Consider the following 20,471-nt stretch of genomic DNA (forward strand, 5'->3'; position numbering starts at 1 on the left):
TCGCTTCAGGTGTCTTTTCCGTTGCGGCGTGGCGATGACGATGACTTTGCCGCCCCTGCCGAGGTGGCCTCGATCAGCCGGCTCGCATGATCGAGGATGCATTCGAGACCGAAGGCGAAGTTCTTGTCGTCCGGCGCACCGATGCTGTGCCCGCGTCCGACGCCTTCGGAGAGCAGCGGCGTCGTCTCCGGGGTGATGATCAGGTGCTCGTAGTACGCACGGGCCTCGGGGTCGGCTGCCTTCTGCTTCTGGTGCAGTCGCGCCAGGACAACAGATCCGCGCACATGGAGCTGGACTGCCGAGTACGTGTCGAATGCGTCGTCCAGCGACAGTCCGGCCTTGACCAGGTTGGCGACGGCCAGCTCGATCAGTTGCGCAGCGGGTTGTCCGGCCCGTGGGCTCATCGACCCCCGGATCAGGATCAGGTCGCACAGGATCGGGTTGGCGGTGAATGTCTCGCGCATCCCGTAAGCATGTTCGCTGAGCGTTTCGCGCCACGGCCGGTTCTGCGGGAACGGGGTTTGGCGGGCGAACTGACCCAGCGCCCGGTCGGTCATCGCGTTGAGAAGGTCGTCCTTCTTGCGGAAGTACCAGTAGATGCTGGTGACTCCGACGCCGAGGTGTTTGCCGAGCAACGGCATGCTGAGGTTGTCGATCGAGACCTCTTCGGCGAGTTCGAAGGCACCCTCGATGATGTCGTTGGGATCGATGGATCCACGCTCTCGCCTCTGCCGCTTCACTGGAGCGCTTTGCTTTGCCATTTCCACACCACTTCCGTCAACACTCGTCTGCCGACGAGCGCGTCCGCCGTCGTGCTTGATCGTCCCCGTAAACGTTACCGAAGACCGTGCAGTATCGACCGCTGCCAGTCCTGTGAGCTGGGTCTCCGTTTGTTGATGCGGCAGCGGGCTCGGCCGACGTGAGGGTGGCCCCCGTGGCCTGTGCAAACCCTTGTGGAATGCACTACCGATAGGTATACAGTAGTGGTGCCAGAGAGTCCTCGGGGCTGTTTACCCAATTCAGGAGGTGCCGCCGTGTCCGAGGCGGATATCGATCACCCCGTGCTGTATTCCGAGACCGAAACCGGGGTTGCGGTTCTCACGCTGAACCGTCCGGATCGGATGAACGCCTGGGGCATCGACATGGCAAATGCCTTCTACGCGTGTGTCGATCGCGCCGAGGCGGCTCCGCATATTCGCGTGCTGGTCGTCGCGGGCAGTGGTGGTGCGTTCTGTGCAGGCGCACACCTGGGATCGTCGGAGACCATCGGTGACTCGCTGGCGCGCACGGGTGACATCGACATCAGCAAGATCATCGGAGATCGGCCGGTGTCGTTTCTGACCGGCTTGCGCAAACCCGTTGTCGCGGCCATCGATGGTCCCTGCGTCGGCATCGGTCTGGTGCTGGCCCTGATGTGCGATGTCCGGTTTGCCACCACGGGTGCGAAGTTCGCGGCACCCTTCGCCAAGCGGGGCCTGGTCGCCGAAAACGGCATCTCCTGGATACTCCCGCGTCTGGTCGGATGGGGTGTGGCCATGGACCTGCTGCTCAGTGGCCGCACCTTTTACGCCGACGAGGCCGCGGATCTCCACTTGATCAAAGAGGTTGTCGCCACCGAGGTGCTCATGGAGCGGGTGCTCGAATACGCCGAAGGTATTGCCCTGCAGTGTGCTCCGAGTTCGTTGGCGCACATCAAAGAACAGGCGTATCGGGATTCGACCGGTGATATGGGCGAAGCCGGTTCCCGCGCCGGGGTATTGATGGGTCAGTCTCTGACCCGGCCGGACTTCACCGAAGGCATCTTGGCCTTCTTCGAGAAACGAAAGCCGAACTTCCCGCCGCTGCAGTGAACAGCTCCATTGCGCGGCAACGGGTGCTCCAACAACACAATTCACCGCTCGCCGGATCGAAAGGACACTCAATGCCGAAGCTTCCGTACCAGGCGATTGATGTCGACAATCACTATTACGAGCCGCTCGACGCCTTCACGCGCCACCTGGACAAGAAGTTCCGCCGCCGGGGTGTGCAGTTCGCCGACAACGGGCGGCACACGATGGCGATCATCGGTGACCGGGTGAACCGATTTATCCCCAATCCGTCGTTCGACCCGATCATCGTGCCGGGCTGTCTCGACCTGATGTTCCGGGGTCAGATCCCCGACGGTGTCGACCCGGCCTCCCTGATGCAGGTCGAGAGCATCGAGATGCGCCCCGAGTATCGCGAGCGCGGTGCCCGGGTTGCGATCCTGGATGAGCAGAACATCGAGACGATCCTGATGTTCCCGACCTTCGGGTGTGGTGTCGAAGAAGCGCTCAAGCACGACATACCCGCGACGATGGCGTCTCTGCACGCGTTCAACCTGTGGCTGGACGAGGATTGGGGCTTCGCGCGGCCTGACGACCGGATCATCACGGCACCGATCATCTCCTTCGCGGATCCGGAAGCAGCTGCCGCAGAGGTCGATTCCGTCGTCGCCAAGGGTGCGCAGCTGGTCTGCGTCCGGCCTGCGCCGGTTCCAGGGATCCCGAAGCCGCGGTCGTTGGGCGACCGCCTGCATGATCCGGTCTGGGCGCGCCTGGCCGAAGCCGGGGTACCGGTGGCCTTCCACCTCAGCGACAGTGGATATCTCAACATCGCTGCGATGTGGGGCGGCAAATCGAACTTCGAAGGCTTCGGTACCACCGACCCGTTCGACAAGATCGTGGTCGATGACCGCGCCATACACGACACCATCGCCTCGCTGATCGTTCACGGGGTGTTCGACCGTCATCCCACGCTGCGCGTGGCGAGCATCGAGAACGGGACGGACTGGATGCACCGGTTGGCCAAGCGTCTGGCCAAGCTTGCCAATCAGTTCCCGCGGTCATTCCCCGATGATCCGGTCGAGACGCTGCGCAATCACGTGTGGGCGGCCCCGTATTACGAAGAGGACATGCCGGCACTCGCGGAGCTCATCGGCGTCGAGCGCATCCTGTTCGGCTCGGACTGGCCACACGGTGAAGGACTGGAGACGCCGGTGTCGTTTGTCGATGATCTGGCTGATTTCAACGAGACGGATGTCCGGAAGATTATGCGCGACAACGCGTTGGAGCTGCTGGGTCGTTCATCCGTTGCAGCAGGCGCCGGCCCCGAGTCGAAGGTGGGCCGATGAGGGAGTGGTCGATCGGCGATGTGCTCGACGAGGTGGCGTCGGCCATACCGGATCGGGTGATGACGGTCTGTGGCTCCCGGAGAAGCACATTCGCCGAGTCGGCCGTGCGGACCCGCCGGCTGGCCAATTACCTCGTCGATCAAGGCCTCGGCGTTCACACCCCACAATCCGAGCACGAACGCTGGGAATGTGGACAAGACCGGGTTGCGCTGATCATGCGTAACGACCTGTACCCGGATGCGATGATCGCCTGCCTGAAGGCTCGCGTGGTCCCGGTCAATATCAACTACAACTACACCGCGCGGGAGATCGCCGAACTCCTCGCCTATGTTCGCCCGAAGGCGGTCATCTACCACCGCTCATTCGGCCCCGAGTTCGCCGCGGCGTTGGCCGGAGAGGGGGTCGAGCACCTGATCGAGGTCGGCGATGGCAGCGATGCGCCGCACCTCGAGGGCGCGGTCACCTTTGATGACGCTGTGGCACAGGGGGATCCGAACCGACTGCTGCCCTCATCGCCCGACGACATCGTCATGCAGTGCACCGGCGGCACAACAGGACGACCCAAGGGCGTGATGTGGCGGCAGAGTGATCTCTATGTGTCGTCATTGGCCGGCAACGATTACGAGTCCGCCACCGACCTCCACAACATCGCGCTGACCGGCGGTCAGGTCTGGTTTGCGGTGTCGCCGCTGGTGCATGCGGCCGGTATCTGGACGGCGTTCTCGGGGTTGCTGACCGGGCAGACCGTGGTGCTGTTCGACGATCGCGACCACTTCGATCCCGGGTCGGTCCTGGAAACGGCGGAGCGGGAGAAGGTCTCGCTCATGACGATGGTCGGGGACGCCTATGCGGCGCCGATCGCCGCGGAGTTGGGGCGGAAGAAATACGACCTCTCATCGATGTACGCCATTGCCTCCGGCGGTGCGGCAACCAACCCGATCCACAAGACCGCGCTGCTGGAAGCGCTGCCGCATGTGCTGGTCATCGACGGATACGGATCGTCGGAGACCGGTGGTCTGGGCTTCTACACGAGCCAGAAGGGCGCGCTGGGAGAGACTTTCGGACTCCGGCCCGGCGGCACGGTTGTCTCGGCCGATCGCACCCGGATCCTCGAACCCGGGGACGACGAGATCGGCTGGACTGCCCGCGCTGGCCGCGTTCCTCTTGGATACTTCCAGGATCGTGCCGCCACCGAGAGCACGTTTCCCGTACTCGGCGGGGTGCGGATGTCGATCCCCGGCGACCGGGCGACCCTTGACGCCGATGGCACGGTGCGACTTCTCGGTCGTGACTCGCTCGTGGTCAACACCGGCGGTGAGAAGGTCTTTGTCGAAGAGGTCGAAGCCGTACTGCGGAGGCAGCCTGGTATCACCGATGCTCTGGTGCTCGGTCGGGCAAGTGATCGCTGGGGCCAGGAGGTGGTGGCGCTGGTGGCGCTCGATCCCGGTTCGAGGCAGACCGCGGAGAGCTTGCGGGCGTTGTGCAAGTTGGAGTTGGCCGGGTTCAAGGTGCCCAAAGAGGTGATCTTCGTCGAACAGGTCAAACGGCTCGGTAACGGTAAGCCCGATTACCGGTGGGCGCAGGCAGAGCTGGAATCTGCCTGTGACACAGCCAGTCCCGTGACCTCAGCACTGTAGAAACGGATTCGTTCACATGCCAACACAAGCAATTGACTGCCTGGTCAACGTCCACTTCGGCGAGACCGCACGGCAACCGGGCTGGATGCTGAAGGTGCGTGACGACTACTTCAAGGGTCCCAAGTCGATGTTCGGGCCGGTGGATATGGCCGAACTACTCGACGAGATGGATGAGCAGGGTGTGCGCAAGGCGATCCTGATGGACAACCTCGCCACGCCGTCGACCACCGCCCGCAAGTTCGTCGAGGCGGAGCCCGATCGGTTCACCCTCGCGATGGGCGGCATCAACCTGCTCAAGCCGATGCCGTCCCTCCGGGAGCTGACCGCGGTTGTGCGGGACCTGCCGGTGACGTATGCGGTGGTGGGACCGAGCTTTTGGGGCGACGGAATGTATCCGGCCAGTGACGCGGTGTACTACCCGCTCTACACGAAGTGCGTGGACCTGGACCTGCCGCTCTGTGTCAACACCGGGATACCCGGCCCGCCGATACCCGGTGAGGTGCAACATCCGATCCACCTCGATCGGGTCTGTGTGCGTTTCCCCGAGCTTCGGTTGTGCATGATCCACGGGGCCGATCCCTGGTGGGATGTGGCGATCCGGCTTCTCGTCAAGTACAGCAATCTGCGGCTGATGACATCGGCCTGGTCGCCGAAACGCCTGCCGGAGAGCCTCTTGCATTACATGCGGACCCGCGGCCGGGACAAGATCATCTTCGGTTCGGACTGGCCGGTACTGCCGATGCGGCGGGTATTGCCGGAAGCGGCAGCACTCGATCTTCCTTCCGAGGTGCTCGAGAACTACCTCTACAACAACGCTCAGGACTTCTTCTTCCCCGGCCCGAAACCAGGAGCAGTGACCCCGGATATGGAGCGATGATCATGGACCGCTACGAATTGCGCAGGTTGGATTACACCCTGTCGCCCGACCAGCTCGACCTACAGGCGGCCTACTCGAAGTTCTTCAGCACCCATTCGGGGATCGAGGTGGTTCGTGCCGCCGAACCCGAGGGCATCGACAAAAACCTCTGGGAACGGCTGTGTGCCACCGGTGCCACGTCGATGGCGGTGCCCGAGTCGGTCGGCGGTGACGGTGCCACTCTGGTCGATCTCACGCTGGTGGCCGAGGAGATCGGCAGGTCGATCGCACCGGTGCCCTGGATCGATCACGTGTGCGCGGCGCGATTGCTGGCCAGAATCGGTGCGCTGAACGATGATTCGCCGTTCGTCCTCGATGTTGTAGCGGGTCGGCAGTTGGTTGCGCTGGACCCGCACGGCGACGAGGTGGACGGAACCCGGCTGGTGGCCGCGGCGTCGGCGGCCGATCACATCATTCTGCGAGACGGCGACGACATCGTCAGGTTGACCGCCGACACCCGGCCGACCCGGGTGAACAACATCGGGTACCTCCCGATGGCTTGGGTGGATCCCGCCGGGGGCGGCCATCGCACCGTGGTGGCCAGTGGACCGGATGCGATCGCCGAATATGAACTGGCGTGCGATGAATGGCGGGTGCTGACCGCCGCGGCGCTGGCCGGTCTGGTCGAGAAGACGATGCAGATCGCTGCCGAGTTCGCCAAGAGCCGGTACACGATGGGCGTTCCGATCTCGACACTGCAGGGTATTTCGCATCCGCTGGCCAACATGGCGATCGTGGTGGAGTCGGGTCGGAATCTGTCACGGCGGGCGGCCTGGTTCCTCGACAACGAGCCGGACGAGCGGCGTGAGCTCGGCTGCGCGGCCTTTGTCTACATGTCAGAGGAAGCCACGCGCTCGGCGGCTGGTGCCGTCCACATCCAGGGTGGGTTGGGTGTGACCACCGAGGCGGCGGCCACCGCGTACCTCGTCCGCGCCAGGGGGTGGCCGCTGGCGGGCGGAGATCCAGCGGTCAGTGCGCGGCGGGTTGCCGAGATCATCGGGGCTCGCGAAAGCGCGCAGGACGCGCTTGGGGCGCATTCGTCGACGCCGGTCACGGTCTAGGAGGGGAGCGGACATGGATTTCTCAAAGGTTGAACTGGCAGCAGACGATCAGGCGTTTCTCGATGAGGCGCGTGCATTTCTCGGCACACATGTCACCGACGAGGTGATCCGCCGAGATCGCGAAACCGGCGACAACTTCGACGAGGCAGTGCATGTGGCAATGGGTGCGGCAGGCTATCTCTCGGCCGAGTTCCACACGGAGTCCGAGGGTGGCTTCACTCGGATCCAACGACGCATCTGGCAACTGGAGAAGCGGCGGGCGCACGCCCCGTGGGTGACGTGGGGGACAACGTCGATCGTGGCGCGGTCGGTGTTGTCGTTCGGTTCGCAAGAACTGCAGGACGAGGTGCTCCCGGGTGTCTTCAGCGGTCACATCCGGATGTGCCTGGGATACACCGAGCCCGAGGGGGGTTCGGATATCGCAACATCCAAGACCCGAGCCGTGCGCGATGGTGAGCGCTGGATCATCAACGGGTCCAAGATGTTCACCACTGGCGCCCACAACTGCAAGTACGTCTTCCTGATCACCAACACGGACCCGGATGCGAAGAAACACAAGAGCCTGACGATGTTCCTGGTGCCGCTGGATTCACCAGGCGTCGAGATCCAGGGCATTCGTACCGTCGACGGGGATCGGACGAACATCGTCTATTACAGCGACGTCGAGGTCGATGACCGTTACCGGCTCGGTGAGGTGAACGGCGGCTGGGCGGTGCTGATGGGGCCGCTCAGCGTCGAGCACGGCGTGACCGAGCGCAAGCCCGACGGTCTGGACGACATCGCGATCATGATGCATCAGGGCTTGTACATGGCGACAACCGTCGACAAGGTCGCGGCCGCGGTATCGCGTGAGACACCCTCTGGCAAGAGGGCTCTCGATGATTCGTCGGTCGCGTATCGGCTCGGTCGCAGTGCCGCCCGGATGGAGGCGTCGCTGTCGGCGCCGGGGATGTTCGGCCGAGTGGCCATCGCCCAGGCAATGCGTGAGACCGCACCGGATCTGATGGACATCCTCGGTACCGCGTCGACCTTGCCGATCGAGACAGACGGCGCCGCCGATGACGGTGCGTCGGAGTACCTGTATCGCTGGGCGCCGCTGTGTGGCATCTACGGCGGCACATTGGAGGTGTTCCGCAACATGATCGCCCAGCACGCTCTCGGGCTGGGACGCCCCGACTATTCGCCGGCGAAGACCAAAGCGGGTTAGGAACAGCCGATCAGCCCTGTGCACAACAATTTTGACAACAAGGAGCGTGCAACCATGCCGTCGCGCAAAGTCAACTTTCCGGTGTTCGATTCCGACAGCCACATGTACGAGACACAGGAGGCCCTGACCAAGTTCCTCCCGGACCACGCCAAGGGCACGATCCGCTACGTCGACATCGATGGGCGCACCAAGATCGTCGTCCGCGACACGATCAGCGAGTTCATCCCGAATCCGACCTTCTCCGTCGTCGCCGCACCGGGGGCGCAGGAAGACTACTTCCGCAACGGAAACCCGGAAGGCAAGAGTGCCAGGGAGATCATGGGCAAGGCGATGAAATCGATTCCGGCGTTTCGGGAACCGGCGGCCCGGCTGGAGAAGATGGATGAACTGGGTGTCGATTACGCGTTGATGTTCCCGACGCTGGCGTCCCTTGTCGAGGAACGTCTGAAGGACGATCCGGAATTGACACACGATGTGATCCACGCGCTCAACGAGTGGATGTTCGAGCAGTGGTCGTTCAACTACGAGGACAGGATCTTTGCGACGCCGGTCATCACGCTCCCGATCGTGGACCGCGCCATCGAGGAGTTGCACTGGGCCCTCGAGCGGGGAGCCCGCACGGTGCTGGTGCGTCCGGCACCGGTTCCCGGGTTCAAGGGGTCGCGGTCTTTCGGTTTCGAGGAGTTCGACCCGTTCTGGCAGGCCTGCGTCGATGCCGGCATCCCGGTGTCGATGCATGCCTCGGACAGTGGCTATTCCGAAGTGCTCAACATCTGGGAGCCGGCGTCGGAATTCAAGCCGTTCGCCCCGACCACGGGCTTTCGGACGGCCGCGATGGGCAGTCGTGCCATCGAGGATGCGATGACCGCGTTGACCTGTCACGGGACCCTGTCGCGGGTACCGGATCTCAAGCTCCTGCTGATCGAGAACGGGGCGGACTGGCTGCCGACGTTGTTCCGCAACCTCGAGAACACGTACAAGAAGCTGCCACAGTTGTTCCTGGAGAACCCCATTGAGGCATTCAAGCGTTGCGTGTACGTCAACCCGTTCTGGGAGGACAGCTACGCCGAGGTGGTCGCGCTCCTCGGGGCCGATCATGTTCTCTTCGGCTCGGACTGGCCGCATCCGGAAGGACTGCAGGACCCGTTGAGTCTGATCGACAGCAAACTTGCCGGCATGTCCGAAGAGGACATCCGAAAGATCATGGGTGGCAACATGTCCAGGCTGCTCGGTATCGAGGCGAAGGTTCAGGTGGGCTGACGCAGAGCCGCTCGACACCGGAGCCGATGGCGCCGATCTGCCCACGTGCAGGTCGGCGCCTTTCTTGTGTCCCGTGATCGGACGATATGTCTTTCGGCTCGGATGTCCCAGTAATCCCAATTCAACTATTGTTCCTACCGTTTCATTTACCGTAGGGGCATGCCCGACGTTGTCGGCGCCGATCACGGGGCCGGGTGTCGGTGCCTTCGATCTCAAGAAAGCCGCCCATGACCGAGCATCTTCAGTTCCTCGTCCTAGGTACCAGTAGTGGTGGTGTATTCGCAGCTCTCGCAGTGGCTCTGGTGCTCATCTATCGGAGCTCGGGGGTTGTCAACTTTGCCACCGGTGCGATGTCGCTGTACGGCGCGTACGTGTACGCCTTCCTGCGCGAAGGGGAGTTCGTGCTGCTGGTCCCGGGGGCGCCGAAATCCGTGGATATCGGCGGTGATCCGGGATTCTTGATTTCCACGGTCATTTCGGTGACCTTCTGCGCGCTGTTGGGATTGGTCATGTACGTCGTGGTCTTCCGGCCGCTGCGCAAGGCACCACCGATCGCGCGGGCGGTGGCGTCCATCGCCTTGATGCTTGTCATGGTCGCGGTGGCGGCCAAACAGGTCGGAACGCTCCCCGTGGGAGTCGATGCGATCTTCCCCGTCGACATCTGGACGGTGGCCGATGTTCGGATCCCGCAGGACCGGATCTACTTCGCGCTCACGATCATCGCCATCGCGGTCGCCCTGGCCGCGGCCTATCGGTTCACCCGCTTCGGCTTGTTCACCCGCGCGAGCGCGGAGAGTGAAGAGGGAGCTTTTGTCAGCGGGGTCTCACCCGATCGGACCGCTGCCTACAACTGGATGATCGGTTCGGGTGTGGCGGGCCTCGGCGGCATCCTGATCTCGCCGATCGTTCCGCTCACCCCGACGGCGTACACGCTCTTCATCGTTCCGGCGCTGGCCGCGGCGATCATGGGCCGCTTCACGTCGGTGCTCGCGGCCACCGCTGCCGGTTTTGCGATCGGGATGTTGCAGTCCGAGGCGACGTACCTGCCGCGGGTCTACGAATGGCTCCCGTCGACCGGTCTGGTCGAATTGGTCCCGCTGATCCTGATCCTCATCGTTCTGGTCGCCTGGGCCAGGCCACTACCTTCCCGTGGCGGCGTGATCGTTGCCGAATTGGGCAGTGCGCCATACCCCAGGCGATTGTGGTCGACGACGATCGTGGCGACGGCGGTCGCTGCGGTCGGTGTGATCGCACTCGGCGGTGACGTGCGGTCGGCGTTGATCACCAGCCTGATACTCGCGGTCATCGGACTCTCGCAGGTTGTCGTCACCGGCTACGCGGGGCAGGTGTCGCTGGCGCAGCTCGCACTGGCCGGCACCGCAGCGTTCCTGGTCGGTCCGATCACCGAGAACTGGGGCGTCCCATTTCCGATCGCGCCGCTGCTGGCGGCAGCGGCGGCCACGGTCCTGGGGGTCCTGATCGGGCTCCCGGCGTTGCGCGTCCGCGGGTTGACGCTGGCGGTGGTCACCCTCGCGCTGGCCTACGCAATCGAGGCATTGTGGTTCCGTAACACCGACATCGTCGGCTCGAGCGGTATCGAGGTCCCGGCGCCGAAGCTGTTCGGAATCGATCTCGGGATCGGAATCGGCAACGACTATCCGCGGATCGGGTTCGGTCTGCTGTGCCTGGTGGTATTGGTGGCGGTGGCCGTCGGGATCGCGTTGCTGCGACGGAGCCGGCTCGGCACGCGGATGCTGGCCGTCCGAGCCAACGAACGGTCTGCCGCGGCCTCCGGCGTCGATGTGACCCGAACCAAGTTGCTCGCGTTCGCAATCGGTGCATTCATCGCCGGAATCGGTGGCTGCCTGTACGCATACCAGCAGACGAACATCTCGTATCAGCCGTTCATGGCCATCGCCGGTCTGACCCTCTTTGCCACCGTCTATCTCGCGGGGGTGACCTCGATCTCCGGTGGCATCCTCAGCGGCATCCTGGGAGCCGGTGGTCTGGTCTTCTATGCCGCAGACCAGATGATCGGGGACAGCACCGGGGACTGGTATCAGGTTGCCGTCGGCATCGGGCTGGTGCTGATCGTCCTTCTCAACCCCGAAGGTCTGACCGGACCCGCGCACCGGGCCATCGCGCGGATGGGTCGATCCGCCGGCAGTGGCCGCGTCGGATCTGTTGTGGCGGTCGATGTCCCGGCCGCCGACCACAGCCCGGTGGAGCTCGGTGAACCGATTCTGAGTCTGCGTGAGGTCACCGTTCGGTACGGCGGAGTGGTGGCGATCGACAACGTGGGGTTCGACGTGCCGCAAGGCGCCATCGTCGGCCTGATCGGACCGAACGGTGCGGGCAAGTCGACGTTGATCGATGCGATCAGTGGGCTGGCGCGTTCGACCGGCACCATCACACTCGATGGCGAGGACCTCGCGGGAAAACGCACCCACCAACGGATCCGGGCCGGATTGGCCCGCACATTCCAGGCGATCGACCTGTACGAGGATCTCAGCGTCCGGGAGAACGTACTGGTCGGCCTCTCGGCCCGCGGCACCGACCATGGACCCGGAGGCGACGAGGACGTCACCGCGGTGTTCGAACTACTGGGACTGACCGAGGTCGGTGACGTGCGTGCCGGTGAACTCTCGCAGGGCCAGCGCCAACTCGTGTCGATCGCCAGAGCGCTGGCGGGCAGGCCGAAAGTGCTCCTCGTCGACGAGCCGGCAGCCGGCCTCGATACGACCGAAAGTCACTGGCTCGGTGAGCGGTTGATGGCTATCCGGGCCAGCGGGGTGACCATTGTCCTGGTCGAGCACGACATGAGTCTGGTGCTGCGCGTGTGTGACCGCATCGAGGTGTTGAACTTCGGTCACACACTTGCCTCCGGCACGCCCGCGCAGATTCGTGTCGATCGCGCCGTCACCGAGGCCTACCTCGGAAGCACCTTTGCCGGAGAGGCCGTGAAATGAGCTTGCAGGTAATCGGTTTGGAGGCGGGCCACGGCAAGGTCAAAGTGGTTGACCGTCTCGACCTGGAGGTTCCCGCCGGGTCGGTGCTTGCGATCCTCGGTCCCAACGGCGCCGGGAAATCAACACTCTTGCGGACGATGGCAGGGCTGCTTCCACCGCTGCGCGGCACGACGAGTGTGGACGGTCATGAGCTCGCCGGTGGCCGGCCGGTGGCGGCGAATCGTGCGGGTCTGGTTCTGGTACCGGACAATCGGGCGTTGTTCAGCTCCCTGACCGTCGAAGAACATCTGTCGATCGCACACCGTCGTGGTGGCCCCGAGATCTCGGAGATCGTGGATTTGTTCCCGGCCCTGCAGCCCCGGTGGAAGGTGGCGGCGGGTTCACTGTCAGGTGGCGAACAGCAGATGCTCGCCATCGCCCGGGCACTGGTGCAGGCACCGAAGGTTTTGCTCATCGACGAGATGAGCATGGGCCTGGCCCCCGTGGTCGTAGAGGGTCTGCTTCCGGTTGTCCGTCAGATCGCCGAAACCACCGGTGCCTGCGTTGTCCTCGTGGAACAGCATGTGCGCCTGGCCCTCGAGGTTGCCGATCACGCGATCGTGATGGTGCACGGCAACGTCACACTCCGTGGTACCGCGACAGAACTTCGCAGCGCGCCGCAACGACTCGAAGCCGCGTACCTGGGAGGTGGCATTGCCATAACGCCGAACACCTAGCCCCACCAAGCGTTTCAAACGTCAGGAGATCAGTACATGTTCAGTTTGTCGAGAAAGCGGTGGGCCGCTGTGCCCTGCGCCGTGGCTGTCGTGGCGCTTGTCGCCACCGGGTGTTCGAGCGACGACAGCAGCTCATCGGATTCGACGACCGTCGACCAGTCCGTTCTTGGCGAGGTCAATCAGGCCACGGGTGCACCGATTCCGATCGCGTTTGCATGGACCGGGGCCGGTGCGGCGACCCACGTCGAGGAGTTGAAGGCGGCCAACGCGGCCGTCGGCTACATCAACGAGTACCTCGGAGGCATCAACGGCAGGCCGATCGAGCTCACGGAGGTGTGTGAAGATCAGATCCAGGTCGCCGCCGCCCGGGAATGCGCCAACAAGTTCGTCCAATCCGATGCGGTCATCACCGTGACCGGTGAGTTCGCGAATGCCGACACCGTCGCGAGCATCACCTCTCCGTCAGGGATGCCCTATCTGTCGGTGTCCGGTGGTGGACAACAGGTGTTGTCGCTCCCGAACACCTTTGTCCTCGGCAATCCGCTCGCGCCGATTCTCGGAACCCCGGCGGCATATGCCAAGGAGAAGGGGTACAAGAAGGTCGCAATCCTTGCGATCGACGCGCCGAACGCGGTGCAGCCGATCCAGTTCCTCGGCCCGATGGCCTTCGGGAACGCCGGCGTAGAAATGGATCTGGTGACGATCCCGCCGGGAACCGCTGACGCGACCCCGCAGGTACAGGCGGCGTTGTCGAATGATCCGGACATGTTCCACATTCTCGGTGACGTCCCGTTCTGTACGGCGGTGCTCAAGGCGATGCGAACACTGAACACCGATCAGGAGACGATGCTGATCACGCAGTGCATCGGCGGCGAAGATGTTGCTTCCCAGATCCCCGGCGGCTACGCGGACATGCCGGTTGGGGTGTCGAGGGACCTGTCGCCGACGCAGAAGGACTATCAGATCTTCGCGGCAACCCTGGCCAAGTACAACGGTCAAGGCGCGGAAACCGCAGGGTCGCCCTGGGTTGGCCTGGTGTCGTTGCAGCGAGCATTGAACGGCATGGAAGGTGAGATCAACCGGGAAACGATCGCGGCCAGACTTGCGGCGATGCCGGAGCCGCAATTGGTGCCGATGGCGGCCGGGCTCACGTTCCAGTGCGGTACCAAGCCGATTCCGGTGACACCGAACGTCTGCACGAAGGACGGACTCATCGGCATGGCGGAGGAAGACGGCACGGTTGTCGACATCAAGCCCATCGATGTCTCTGCCCTCTTCACGCGCAAGGCCACCTGAACAGTCAGATCGACCTGAAGAAGAAAGGACTCTGGCGCCGGGGGAAATCCTCGGCGCCAGAGTTCTTTTCGGTCCTATCGGGTGAGTGGGCGGTCAGATGATCGCGCCGGACTCTTTTGCGGCGATGATCTGGTCCCAGTCCATGCCGAGTTCGAGCAGTATGGTCTCGGTGTGTTCACCGTATTCGGGGGCGCGGGCACCATCGGGAGCGGTGTTGTTGAATTGAATTGGTGCACTGACGGTCTGGAAGGCGACGCCGTCGTCATCGGTTGCCGTCAGGAGATAGCCGTTGGCGGCCACCTGGGGGTCGTCGAGAACTTCGCGCGGTGTGGCGAGACTGGCCCAGACCCCGGGCTCGTCGGCCAGGATCTTGCTCCATTCCGCCAGGTCGCGGTCGGCGAAGATCTTTCGCAGCTCGGCGGTGGCGACGTCTTTGTTGGCGACGAGGTTGGCGATCGGTGTGAACCGTTCGTCGGTCGCCAGTTCCGGACGTCCGATCCGCTCGCAGAAACCGGCCCAGTAGCGGTCGGCCTGTAGGAACACCAGCTGCAGCCACCGGTCGTCGCGGGTCTTGTAGCGATTGACCACCGGGTTGGGGGCTTCGCCCGGTGGGTACGCGGGGATGCGATCGATCCCGTAGTGGTCGGCGGCGATGATATCCGGTGCGACGGCCCACATGCCCTGTGCCAGTAGGGAACCGTCGACGATATCGGGTTCGCCGGTGCGCTCGCGATGGAACAGTGCGGCGGCGATACCGCCGGCCAGCGTGCTACCGCCCTGCAGGTCACCGAATGCCGGGCCCTGGGCGAACGGGAATTCGCTGCCGTCCGGTGTCAGTGCGTAGGCCACCCCGGCCCTGGCCGTGTAGCCGGAGGCATCGAATCCGCCTTTGTCGCGGTCGGGGCCCAGTGATCCCTGCCCACTGCCTCGGGCGATGATCAGCCGTGGATTGAGTTCGCGAAGCAGCTCGACGGTGAGGCCGGCTCGTTCGAGTGGTCCGGGTAGCCAGTTGGTCAGGAAGACATCGGCACCGGCGATCAGTTTCGCGAAGATTGCTTTGCCATCGGGGGTTTTGATGTCCATGCCGATGCTGCGTTTGCCGCGATTGCCGATCTCCATCATGAAGTTGACCTTCACCCGCGAGTCCTGCGGCTGCAGTCCGCCGACGGTGAGCTGTCGACAGGGGTCGCCGCCGCGGGTGTCCTCGATCTTGATCACATCGGCGCCCCAGTCGCGCAGGATGACGCCCGCGCTCGGAACGTATGTCCATGAAGCCAGCTCGACCACGGTGACACCGCTCAGCAATGAGGACATCCGCACTCCCTTTCCAACTGTTTGACGCACATAATGTTCGAGCCTACTGTAAGAACTACAGTTAGTCAGCCCGTCAGCGTTTGGGCTCACGCGGGTCCGCGTCGGTACCACTGCAGTTCTCGATGACCAGGAGACGACTTGAGCAACGTCAGCATCGAAGGGCCTGGTATCGAAGGTGCCGTAACCAGTGTGGAACTCGGGCAACGCGTCGGTCGCCGAGCAGAGACGCGGATGCTCATCGACGGCGCGTTGGTCAGTGCGGCCGATGGCGCCGAATACGACAATCTGAGCCCGGCGACGGGACGGGTACTCGGAGTTGCCGCCGCCGCGGGTACGGCGGATATGGTGCGGGCCATCGGCGCCGCCCGGCGGGCATTCGACGAGACGGACTGGTCGACCGATCGCGCGATGCGGCGACACTGCATGGAGCAACTGCAGGCGGCCATCGAGGCCGAGCAGGAGGACCTGCGTGAGGAATTGATCGCCGAGGTCGGCTGTCCGGCGGCGACAACACAAGATGCGCAACTGGATTGGCCGCTGGCGCAGTCACTGCGTTATCCGGCAGACCTGATCGAGGGGTTCGAGTGGGAACGTGTCCTGGACGGCGGGGGACTGTTCGGCGAGCGCAATGTACGCACCGTGGTGAAAGAAGCGGTGGGTGTGGTGGCGGCGATCTGTCCGTCGAACTACCCGATCGAAGTGATCCTCAACAAGCTGGGTCCGGCACTGGCGGCCGGCAATACCGTTGTCCTCAAACCGGATCCGAACACCCCCTGGAATGCCACGCGGCTGGGCCGCCTGATCGCCGAACGCACCGACATCCCGGCGGGCGTGGTGAACGTCGTGACCACGCCCTTCAACGAGGTCGCGGAGCTGCTGGCGACCGATCCGCGTGTCGACATGGTCTCGTTCACCGGGTCGACCGACGTGGGCAAGCTGCTCATGCGCCAGGGTGCGAACACCATGAAACGCACGTTCCTCGAACTCGGTGGCAAGTCGGCGCTGATCGTGCTCGATGATGCCGACCCGAGCCGGATCATCTACGGCGCATTGGCTTCCACCGCTCACGCGGGTCAGGCCTGTGCGGCAACATCGCGGATACTCATTCACCGGTCGCTGTTCGATGAGGCCGTGGCCGGCGTGGCCGAGGGTTTCAACATGCTCCCCGTTGGTGATCCGGCCCGTGCGGACACCTTTGTCGGTCCGGTGATCAGCGACGCGCAGAAGTCGAGAATCCTTGCGCACCTGGACCGGGCGCACGCCGACGGCGCCGAGTTCGTGACGGGTGGTGGAACTCCGGACAACCTGCCCGAGCACCTGGCAGGCGGCAACTTCGTGCAGCCGACCGTGGTTGTCGGAGTGGATAACTCCGCTGCCATCGCCCGGGACGAGATCTTCGGTCCGGTGGCCGTGCTGATCCCGTTCGACGACGACAACGATGCGGTCCGGATTGCCAACGACAGCGCCTTCGGGCTCGCCGGTGCGGTCATGTCGGGTTCGACCGAGCGCGGGTTGAAGGTCGCCCGCCGCATCCGGACCGGATCGATCGGTGTCAACGGCGGGATGTTCTACGGCGCCGACGCTCCGTTCGGTGGATTCAAGAACAGCGGTGTCGGACGGCAATGCGGCATCGAAGGATTTGCGCAGTATCTCGAGACGAAGACCGTCGCGCACCGGGCACCGAAAGCGCGCTGAGGCGTATTGCGTTCGGCGACGCACAGACCGAATCCACCACGAGCAAAGGGATCAGCACATGGGAAAACTGGACAACAAGGTGGCGGTGGTGTCGGGTGCCGCACGTGGCCAAGGGCGTTCGCACGCGGTGAATCTGGCGGCCGAGGGTGCCAGCATCATCGCACTGGACATCTGCGCCGACCTCGAGGGCAACACCTATCCGCTTGCCCGACCCGAAGACCTGGAGGAGACGGCTCGGCTGATCGAGAAGGAGAACGTCCGGGTGGTCACCGCGGTGGTCGATGTCCGTGAACGTGCCGCGGTGTGGAAGGCGGTGGCCGATGGTGTCGAAGAACTGGGACGGCTCGACATCGTGGTCGCGAATGCCGGCATCTGCGCGATGGGTGACGGGCAGACCATGCAGTCGTGGTCAGACACGATCGATACGGATCTGTCGGGTGTTTTCAATGTGATTCAGGCCAGCCTGCCGCATATTGCCGACGGGTCCTCCATCATCGCAACCGGTTCGCTGGCCGCGCAGCTCGGAAGTGCGACCAATCAGGGGCCGGGTGGTTCGGCGTACAGCCTGGCCAAGCAGATCGTGGCCCGGTACGTCAACGACCTGTCGATTCAGCTGGCCAACAGAATGATTCGCGTCAATGCGGTCCACCCCACCAACGTCAACACCGACATGCTGCACAACGAGGGCATGTACAAGGTGTTCCGCCCCGACCTGACGGCCCCGACCCGCGAAGACGCGGAGCTGGGCTTCCCTGCGATGCAGGCGATGCCGGTGCCGTATATCGAACCGCAGGACGTCTCGGACGCGGTGGTCTTCCTCGCCAGCGACGCGTCGAAGTACATCACCGGCACGCAGTTGCGGATCGATGCAGGCGGTTACATCAAAGCCAAGCCCTGGAAAGGGTGACGGGCAAGGGTGACGAGTAAGGGTGACGAGTAGGGATGAGGAGGGATGAGGCAATGCCAGAAGTGATCGGATTCATCGGGGCGGGGCAGATGGGTGAGCCCATGGTCACCCGTCTGCTCGCCGCAGGCCACGATGTGTTGCTCTACGCGCGCAAGGAGGAGGTGCGGACCCGACTGGCGGATCAGGGCGCACGGCTTGCGGATTCGGTCGCCGAGGTCGCCGCCGGTAGCGACATCCTGATCCTGTGCGTCTTCTCTGACCCTCAGCTTCTGGAACTCGGCAGGGGAGAGGGCGGGTACATGGCCAACGCCAGATCGGGCTCCGTTGTGGTCTCTCACACCACCGGACTCCTGAGCACCCTGACCACACTGAAGACCGAGTACCCCGACGGCCCGGAGCTGATCGACGCACCGGTGAGCGGATCTGCCGACGACATCCACGCCGGCAGGTTGACCGTCTTGTTGGCAGGCCCGGAGTCGGTGCGTGAACGGGTTCGGCCGGTCCTGGCTGCATACGCCGACCCGATCATCGACACCGGTGACGTCGGAAGTGCGTTGGCGCTCAAGCTGATCAATAATGTGCTGTTCGCTGCCAACGCTCAACTGGTCGCCTCGGCGATCCAACTCGGAGAGAAGCTGGGCGTCGAGGAAACGCAATTGCTCGAGGCCTTGGCTGTGTGTAGCGGTGCAAGCAAGGCAGCGCAGTCGCTACAGCTCATCGGTGGACTCCAGGGCTTCACAGACCTGGCCGGCCCATACATCGCCAAAGATGTGGCGGCCTGCATCGCCTCGGCCGAGGAATCGAGCGTTGATCTCGGTTTGCTGCGGTCGGTGGTCGAGACCGGTCCGATGAACATCACCTGATGGTTCAGCAATGAGCACCGAGATTGCGGACCTGCTGGACAAGCAACGAGCATCGTTCCTGCAGGATCGTCCACCGGATGCCGCATTGCGGCGCAACCGCATTGATCGTCTGATGGCACTGGTCCTCGAGCACTCCGACGAGTTCGTGGAATCCATGGTTCGTGATTTCGGCACCCGGTCGAGAACCGCAACACTGATGACGGAGATCTTCGGGATGATCTCCGTCATCGAACACACGCGGTCTCACATCCCACAATGGATGCGGACCACCCCGGTGATGCGCGCGGGTCGGTTGGCTGGGATCAAAGCGCAGGTGGAGCCCACTCCTGTGGGTGTGGTGGGCATCATCGGACCGTGGAACTTTCCGCTGAATCTGGTGATTCTTCCCGCGGCCACCGCGTTCGCGGCCGGCAACCGGGTGATGATCAAGATGTCCGAGATCACCTCACACACCGCGGAGCTGACCGCACAGCTGGCGCCGCGCTACTTCGACGACACGGAGCTGGTGGTCGTCACCGGTGGACCCGACATTGCCGCCGAATTCGTCTCCCTGCCTTTTGACCACCTCTTCTTCACCGGTTCACCGGCGGTCGGCAAACTTGTTGCGCGCGCCGCCGCCGAGCACCTGGTCCCGGTGACCCTGGAGCTCGGTGGAAAGAACCCGGTGGTGGTCGCCCCGGATGCCGACATCGTGCGGTCGGCGCAGCGGATCGCCAAGGGCCGCATGGTCAATGGCGGTCAGGTCTGTGTCTGCCCGGACTATGTGCTGGTACCCGAAGAGTCTGCCGTGGCGTTTGTCGACGCGGTCCGGGCATCGTTCTCGGCGATGTTTCCGACGATCATCGACAACGACGACTATTCATCGTCGGTGAACCAGGCGAACTTCGAGCGGGTACTCGGTCTGCTCGCTGATGCGCGATCGCGGGGTGCTCAGGTGGAATCTGTTGCGCCGGCCGGAGAGGTTCTGCCGGACAAGGAGACCCGCAAGATCGCCCCGACGATCGTCCGCAACGTCACCGAGGACATGCGGATCGCGCACGACGAGATCTTCGGCCCGGTGTTGGTTGTCCGGACCTATCGGGGTCTGCCGGACGCCATCGACCAGGTCAATCGGCGACCGTCACCGCTGGTGGCCTACTGGTTCGGCCCCGACGACAACAACTTTCGGACGTTCGTGCGGCATACGCGCAGTGGGGGAGTTGCCCGCAACGACTTCGCCATCCACATGATGCCATCGGCTGCGCCCTTCGGTGGTGTGGGCAACAGCGGTATGGGCGCATATCACGGCAAAGCAGGCTTCGACGCGCTGAGTCACCACCGCACGGTTGTCGGGACCGATCTGCGCTTCTCGGTGACTACCGGGATCGCGACACCGCCATTTCGCGGTCCGATGCGCAGGGGCGGCGACCTCGCCATCGCCATGGTTCGGTGGCGGACCCGCCGCAGGCTGAAGTCCTGACCGACCACGCGGTGTCGAGG

The 20,471-nt window shown here is 63.8% G+C and carries 16 protein-coding genes; 14 read left to right on the forward strand and 2 right to left on the reverse strand.

Features of this window, described 5'->3' with window-relative positions; all coding sequences use genetic code 11:
- Positions 1–5: 5 nt before the first annotated feature.
- Positions 6–761 carry a TetR/AcrR family transcriptional regulator gene (locus tag AC1D75_RS12300; protein ID WP_495515479.1) on the reverse strand — a complete coding sequence of 252 codons (756 nt, stop codon included), beginning with the start codon at positions 759–761 and terminating at the stop codon, positions 6–8.
- Positions 762–1,034: 273 nt separating this feature from the next.
- Here AC1D75_RS12300 and AC1D75_RS12305 point away from each other — a divergent pair, with 273 nt between their 5' ends.
- From AC1D75_RS12305 to AC1D75_RS12350, 10 genes are all read left to right on the forward strand, one after another.
- Positions 1,035–1,850, forward strand: coding sequence for an enoyl-CoA hydratase (locus tag AC1D75_RS12305; RefSeq protein ID WP_495515480.1), 816 nt, complete (start codon positions 1,035–1,037; stop codon positions 1,848–1,850).
- A gap of 71 nt (positions 1,851–1,921) precedes the next feature.
- Positions 1,922–3,151 (forward strand): amidohydrolase family protein, encoded by a 1,230-nt coding sequence (locus AC1D75_RS12310; RefSeq protein WP_495515481.1) that lies wholly within the window; start codon positions 1,922–1,924, stop codon positions 3,149–3,151.
- Positions 3,148–4,788 carry an acyl-CoA synthetase gene (locus tag AC1D75_RS12315; RefSeq protein ID WP_495515482.1) on the forward strand — a complete coding sequence of 547 codons (1,641 nt, stop codon included), beginning with the start codon at positions 3,148–3,150 and terminating at the stop codon, positions 4,786–4,788. Before AC1D75_RS12310 ends, AC1D75_RS12315 begins: the two co-directional genes overlap by 4 nt.
- A gap of 16 nt (positions 4,789–4,804) precedes the next feature.
- Entirely contained in the window at positions 4,805–5,665 is an 861-nt protein-coding gene (locus AC1D75_RS12320) for an amidohydrolase family protein (protein WP_495515483.1), read from the forward strand.
- 2 nt (positions 5,666–5,667) lie between these two features.
- The gene (locus AC1D75_RS12325) at positions 5,668–6,765 is read left to right on the forward strand and encodes an acyl-CoA dehydrogenase family protein (protein ID WP_495515484.1); all 1,098 of its coding nucleotides are present in this window, start codon (positions 5,668–5,670) and stop codon (positions 6,763–6,765) included.
- Between the two features lie 13 nt (positions 6,766–6,778).
- Positions 6,779–7,972: an acyl-CoA dehydrogenase family protein gene (locus AC1D75_RS12330; RefSeq protein WP_495515485.1), complete on the forward strand. Its 1,194-nt coding sequence runs from the start codon at positions 6,779–6,781 to the stop codon at positions 7,970–7,972.
- Positions 7,973–8,026: 54 nt separating this feature from the next.
- Positions 8,027–9,232 carry an amidohydrolase family protein gene (locus AC1D75_RS12335; protein ID WP_495515486.1) on the forward strand — a complete coding sequence of 402 codons (1,206 nt, stop codon included), beginning with the start codon at positions 8,027–8,029 and terminating at the stop codon, positions 9,230–9,232.
- A gap of 227 nt (positions 9,233–9,459) precedes the next feature.
- Positions 9,460–12,201 (forward strand): ABC transporter permease subunit, encoded by a 2,742-nt coding sequence (locus AC1D75_RS12340; protein WP_495515487.1) that lies wholly within the window; start codon positions 9,460–9,462, stop codon positions 12,199–12,201.
- Entirely contained in the window at positions 12,198–12,917 is a 720-nt protein-coding gene (locus tag AC1D75_RS12345) for an ABC transporter ATP-binding protein (RefSeq protein ID WP_495515488.1), read from the forward strand. The genes AC1D75_RS12340 and AC1D75_RS12345 overlap by 4 nt, the downstream gene beginning before the upstream one ends.
- 36 nt (positions 12,918–12,953) lie before the next feature.
- Complete coding sequence (locus tag AC1D75_RS12350; protein ID WP_495515489.1) at positions 12,954–14,213, forward strand: ABC transporter substrate-binding protein; 1,260 nt, start codon at positions 12,954–12,956, stop codon at positions 14,211–14,213.
- Between the two features lie 93 nt (positions 14,214–14,306).
- Here AC1D75_RS12350 and AC1D75_RS12355 read toward each other — a convergent pair whose 3' ends face one another.
- On the reverse strand, positions 14,307–15,527 hold the full coding sequence (locus AC1D75_RS12355; protein WP_495515490.1) for a CaiB/BaiF CoA transferase family protein: 1,221 nt from the start codon (positions 15,525–15,527) through the stop codon (positions 14,307–14,309).
- A 138-nt stretch (positions 15,528–15,665) separates the two neighbouring features.
- Between AC1D75_RS12355 and AC1D75_RS12360 the strand changes: the two genes are divergently transcribed.
- From AC1D75_RS12360 to AC1D75_RS12375, 4 genes are read left to right on the forward strand one after another with little or no spacing between them, the layout of a single operon-like run.
- A complete protein-coding gene (locus AC1D75_RS12360) occupies positions 15,666–17,222 on the forward strand; it encodes an aldehyde dehydrogenase family protein (protein ID WP_495515491.1) in 1,557 nt (518 codons plus the stop codon).
- Positions 17,223–17,280: 58 nt separating this feature from the next.
- Positions 17,281–18,129, forward strand: coding sequence for a mycofactocin-coupled SDR family oxidoreductase (locus AC1D75_RS12365; RefSeq protein WP_495515492.1), 849 nt, complete (start codon positions 17,281–17,283; stop codon positions 18,127–18,129).
- A 53-nt stretch (positions 18,130–18,182) separates the two neighbouring features.
- Positions 18,183–18,992, forward strand: a complete 810-nt coding sequence (locus tag AC1D75_RS12370; protein ID WP_495515493.1) for an NAD(P)-dependent oxidoreductase — start codon at positions 18,183–18,185, stop codon at positions 18,990–18,992.
- 10 nt (positions 18,993–19,002) lie between these two features.
- Complete coding sequence (locus AC1D75_RS12375) at positions 19,003–20,451, forward strand: coniferyl aldehyde dehydrogenase (protein ID WP_495515494.1); 1,449 nt, start codon at positions 19,003–19,005, stop codon at positions 20,449–20,451.
- Positions 20,452–20,471: the final 20 nt, after the last annotated feature.

It is taken from the genome of Williamsia sp. Y712, assembly GCF_059445525.1.

Bases quoted from the DNA above. Each gene is read 5' to 3' on its own strand.
- AC1D75_RS12350 (WP_495515489.1), top strand. From the start codon at position 12,954: ATGTTCAGTTTGTCGAGAAAGCGGTGGGCCGCTGTGCCCTGCGCCGTG.
- AC1D75_RS12325 (WP_495515484.1), top strand. From the start codon at position 5,668: ATGGACCGCTACGAATTGCGCAGGTTGGATTACACCCTGTCGCCCGAC.
- AC1D75_RS12340 (WP_495515487.1), top strand. From the start codon at position 9,460: ATGACCGAGCATCTTCAGTTCCTCGTCCTAGGTACCAGTAGTGGTGGT.
- AC1D75_RS12335 (WP_495515486.1), top strand. From the start codon at position 8,027: ATGCCGTCGCGCAAAGTCAACTTTCCGGTGTTCGATTCCGACAGCCAC.
- AC1D75_RS12345 (WP_495515488.1), top strand. From the start codon at position 12,198: ATGAGCTTGCAGGTAATCGGTTTGGAGGCGGGCCACGGCAAGGTCAAA.
- AC1D75_RS12310 (WP_495515481.1), top strand. From the start codon at position 1,922: ATGCCGAAGCTTCCGTACCAGGCGATTGATGTCGACAATCACTATTAC.
- AC1D75_RS12355 (WP_495515490.1), bottom strand. From the start codon at position 15,527: ATGTCCTCATTGCTGAGCGGTGTCACCGTGGTCGAGCTGGCTTCATGG.
- AC1D75_RS12370 (WP_495515493.1), top strand. From the start codon at position 18,183: ATGCCAGAAGTGATCGGATTCATCGGGGCGGGGCAGATGGGTGAGCCC.
- AC1D75_RS12330 (WP_495515485.1), top strand. From the start codon at position 6,779: ATGGATTTCTCAAAGGTTGAACTGGCAGCAGACGATCAGGCGTTTCTC.
- AC1D75_RS12320 (WP_495515483.1), top strand. From the start codon at position 4,805: ATGCCAACACAAGCAATTGACTGCCTGGTCAACGTCCACTTCGGCGAG.
- AC1D75_RS12315 (WP_495515482.1), top strand. From the start codon at position 3,148: ATGAGGGAGTGGTCGATCGGCGATGTGCTCGACGAGGTGGCGTCGGCC.
- AC1D75_RS12375 (WP_495515494.1), top strand. From the start codon at position 19,003: ATGAGCACCGAGATTGCGGACCTGCTGGACAAGCAACGAGCATCGTTC.
- AC1D75_RS12300 (WP_495515479.1), bottom strand. From the start codon at position 761: ATGGCAAAGCAAAGCGCTCCAGTGAAGCGGCAGAGGCGAGAGCGTGGA.
- AC1D75_RS12365 (WP_495515492.1), top strand. From the start codon at position 17,281: ATGGGAAAACTGGACAACAAGGTGGCGGTGGTGTCGGGTGCCGCACGT.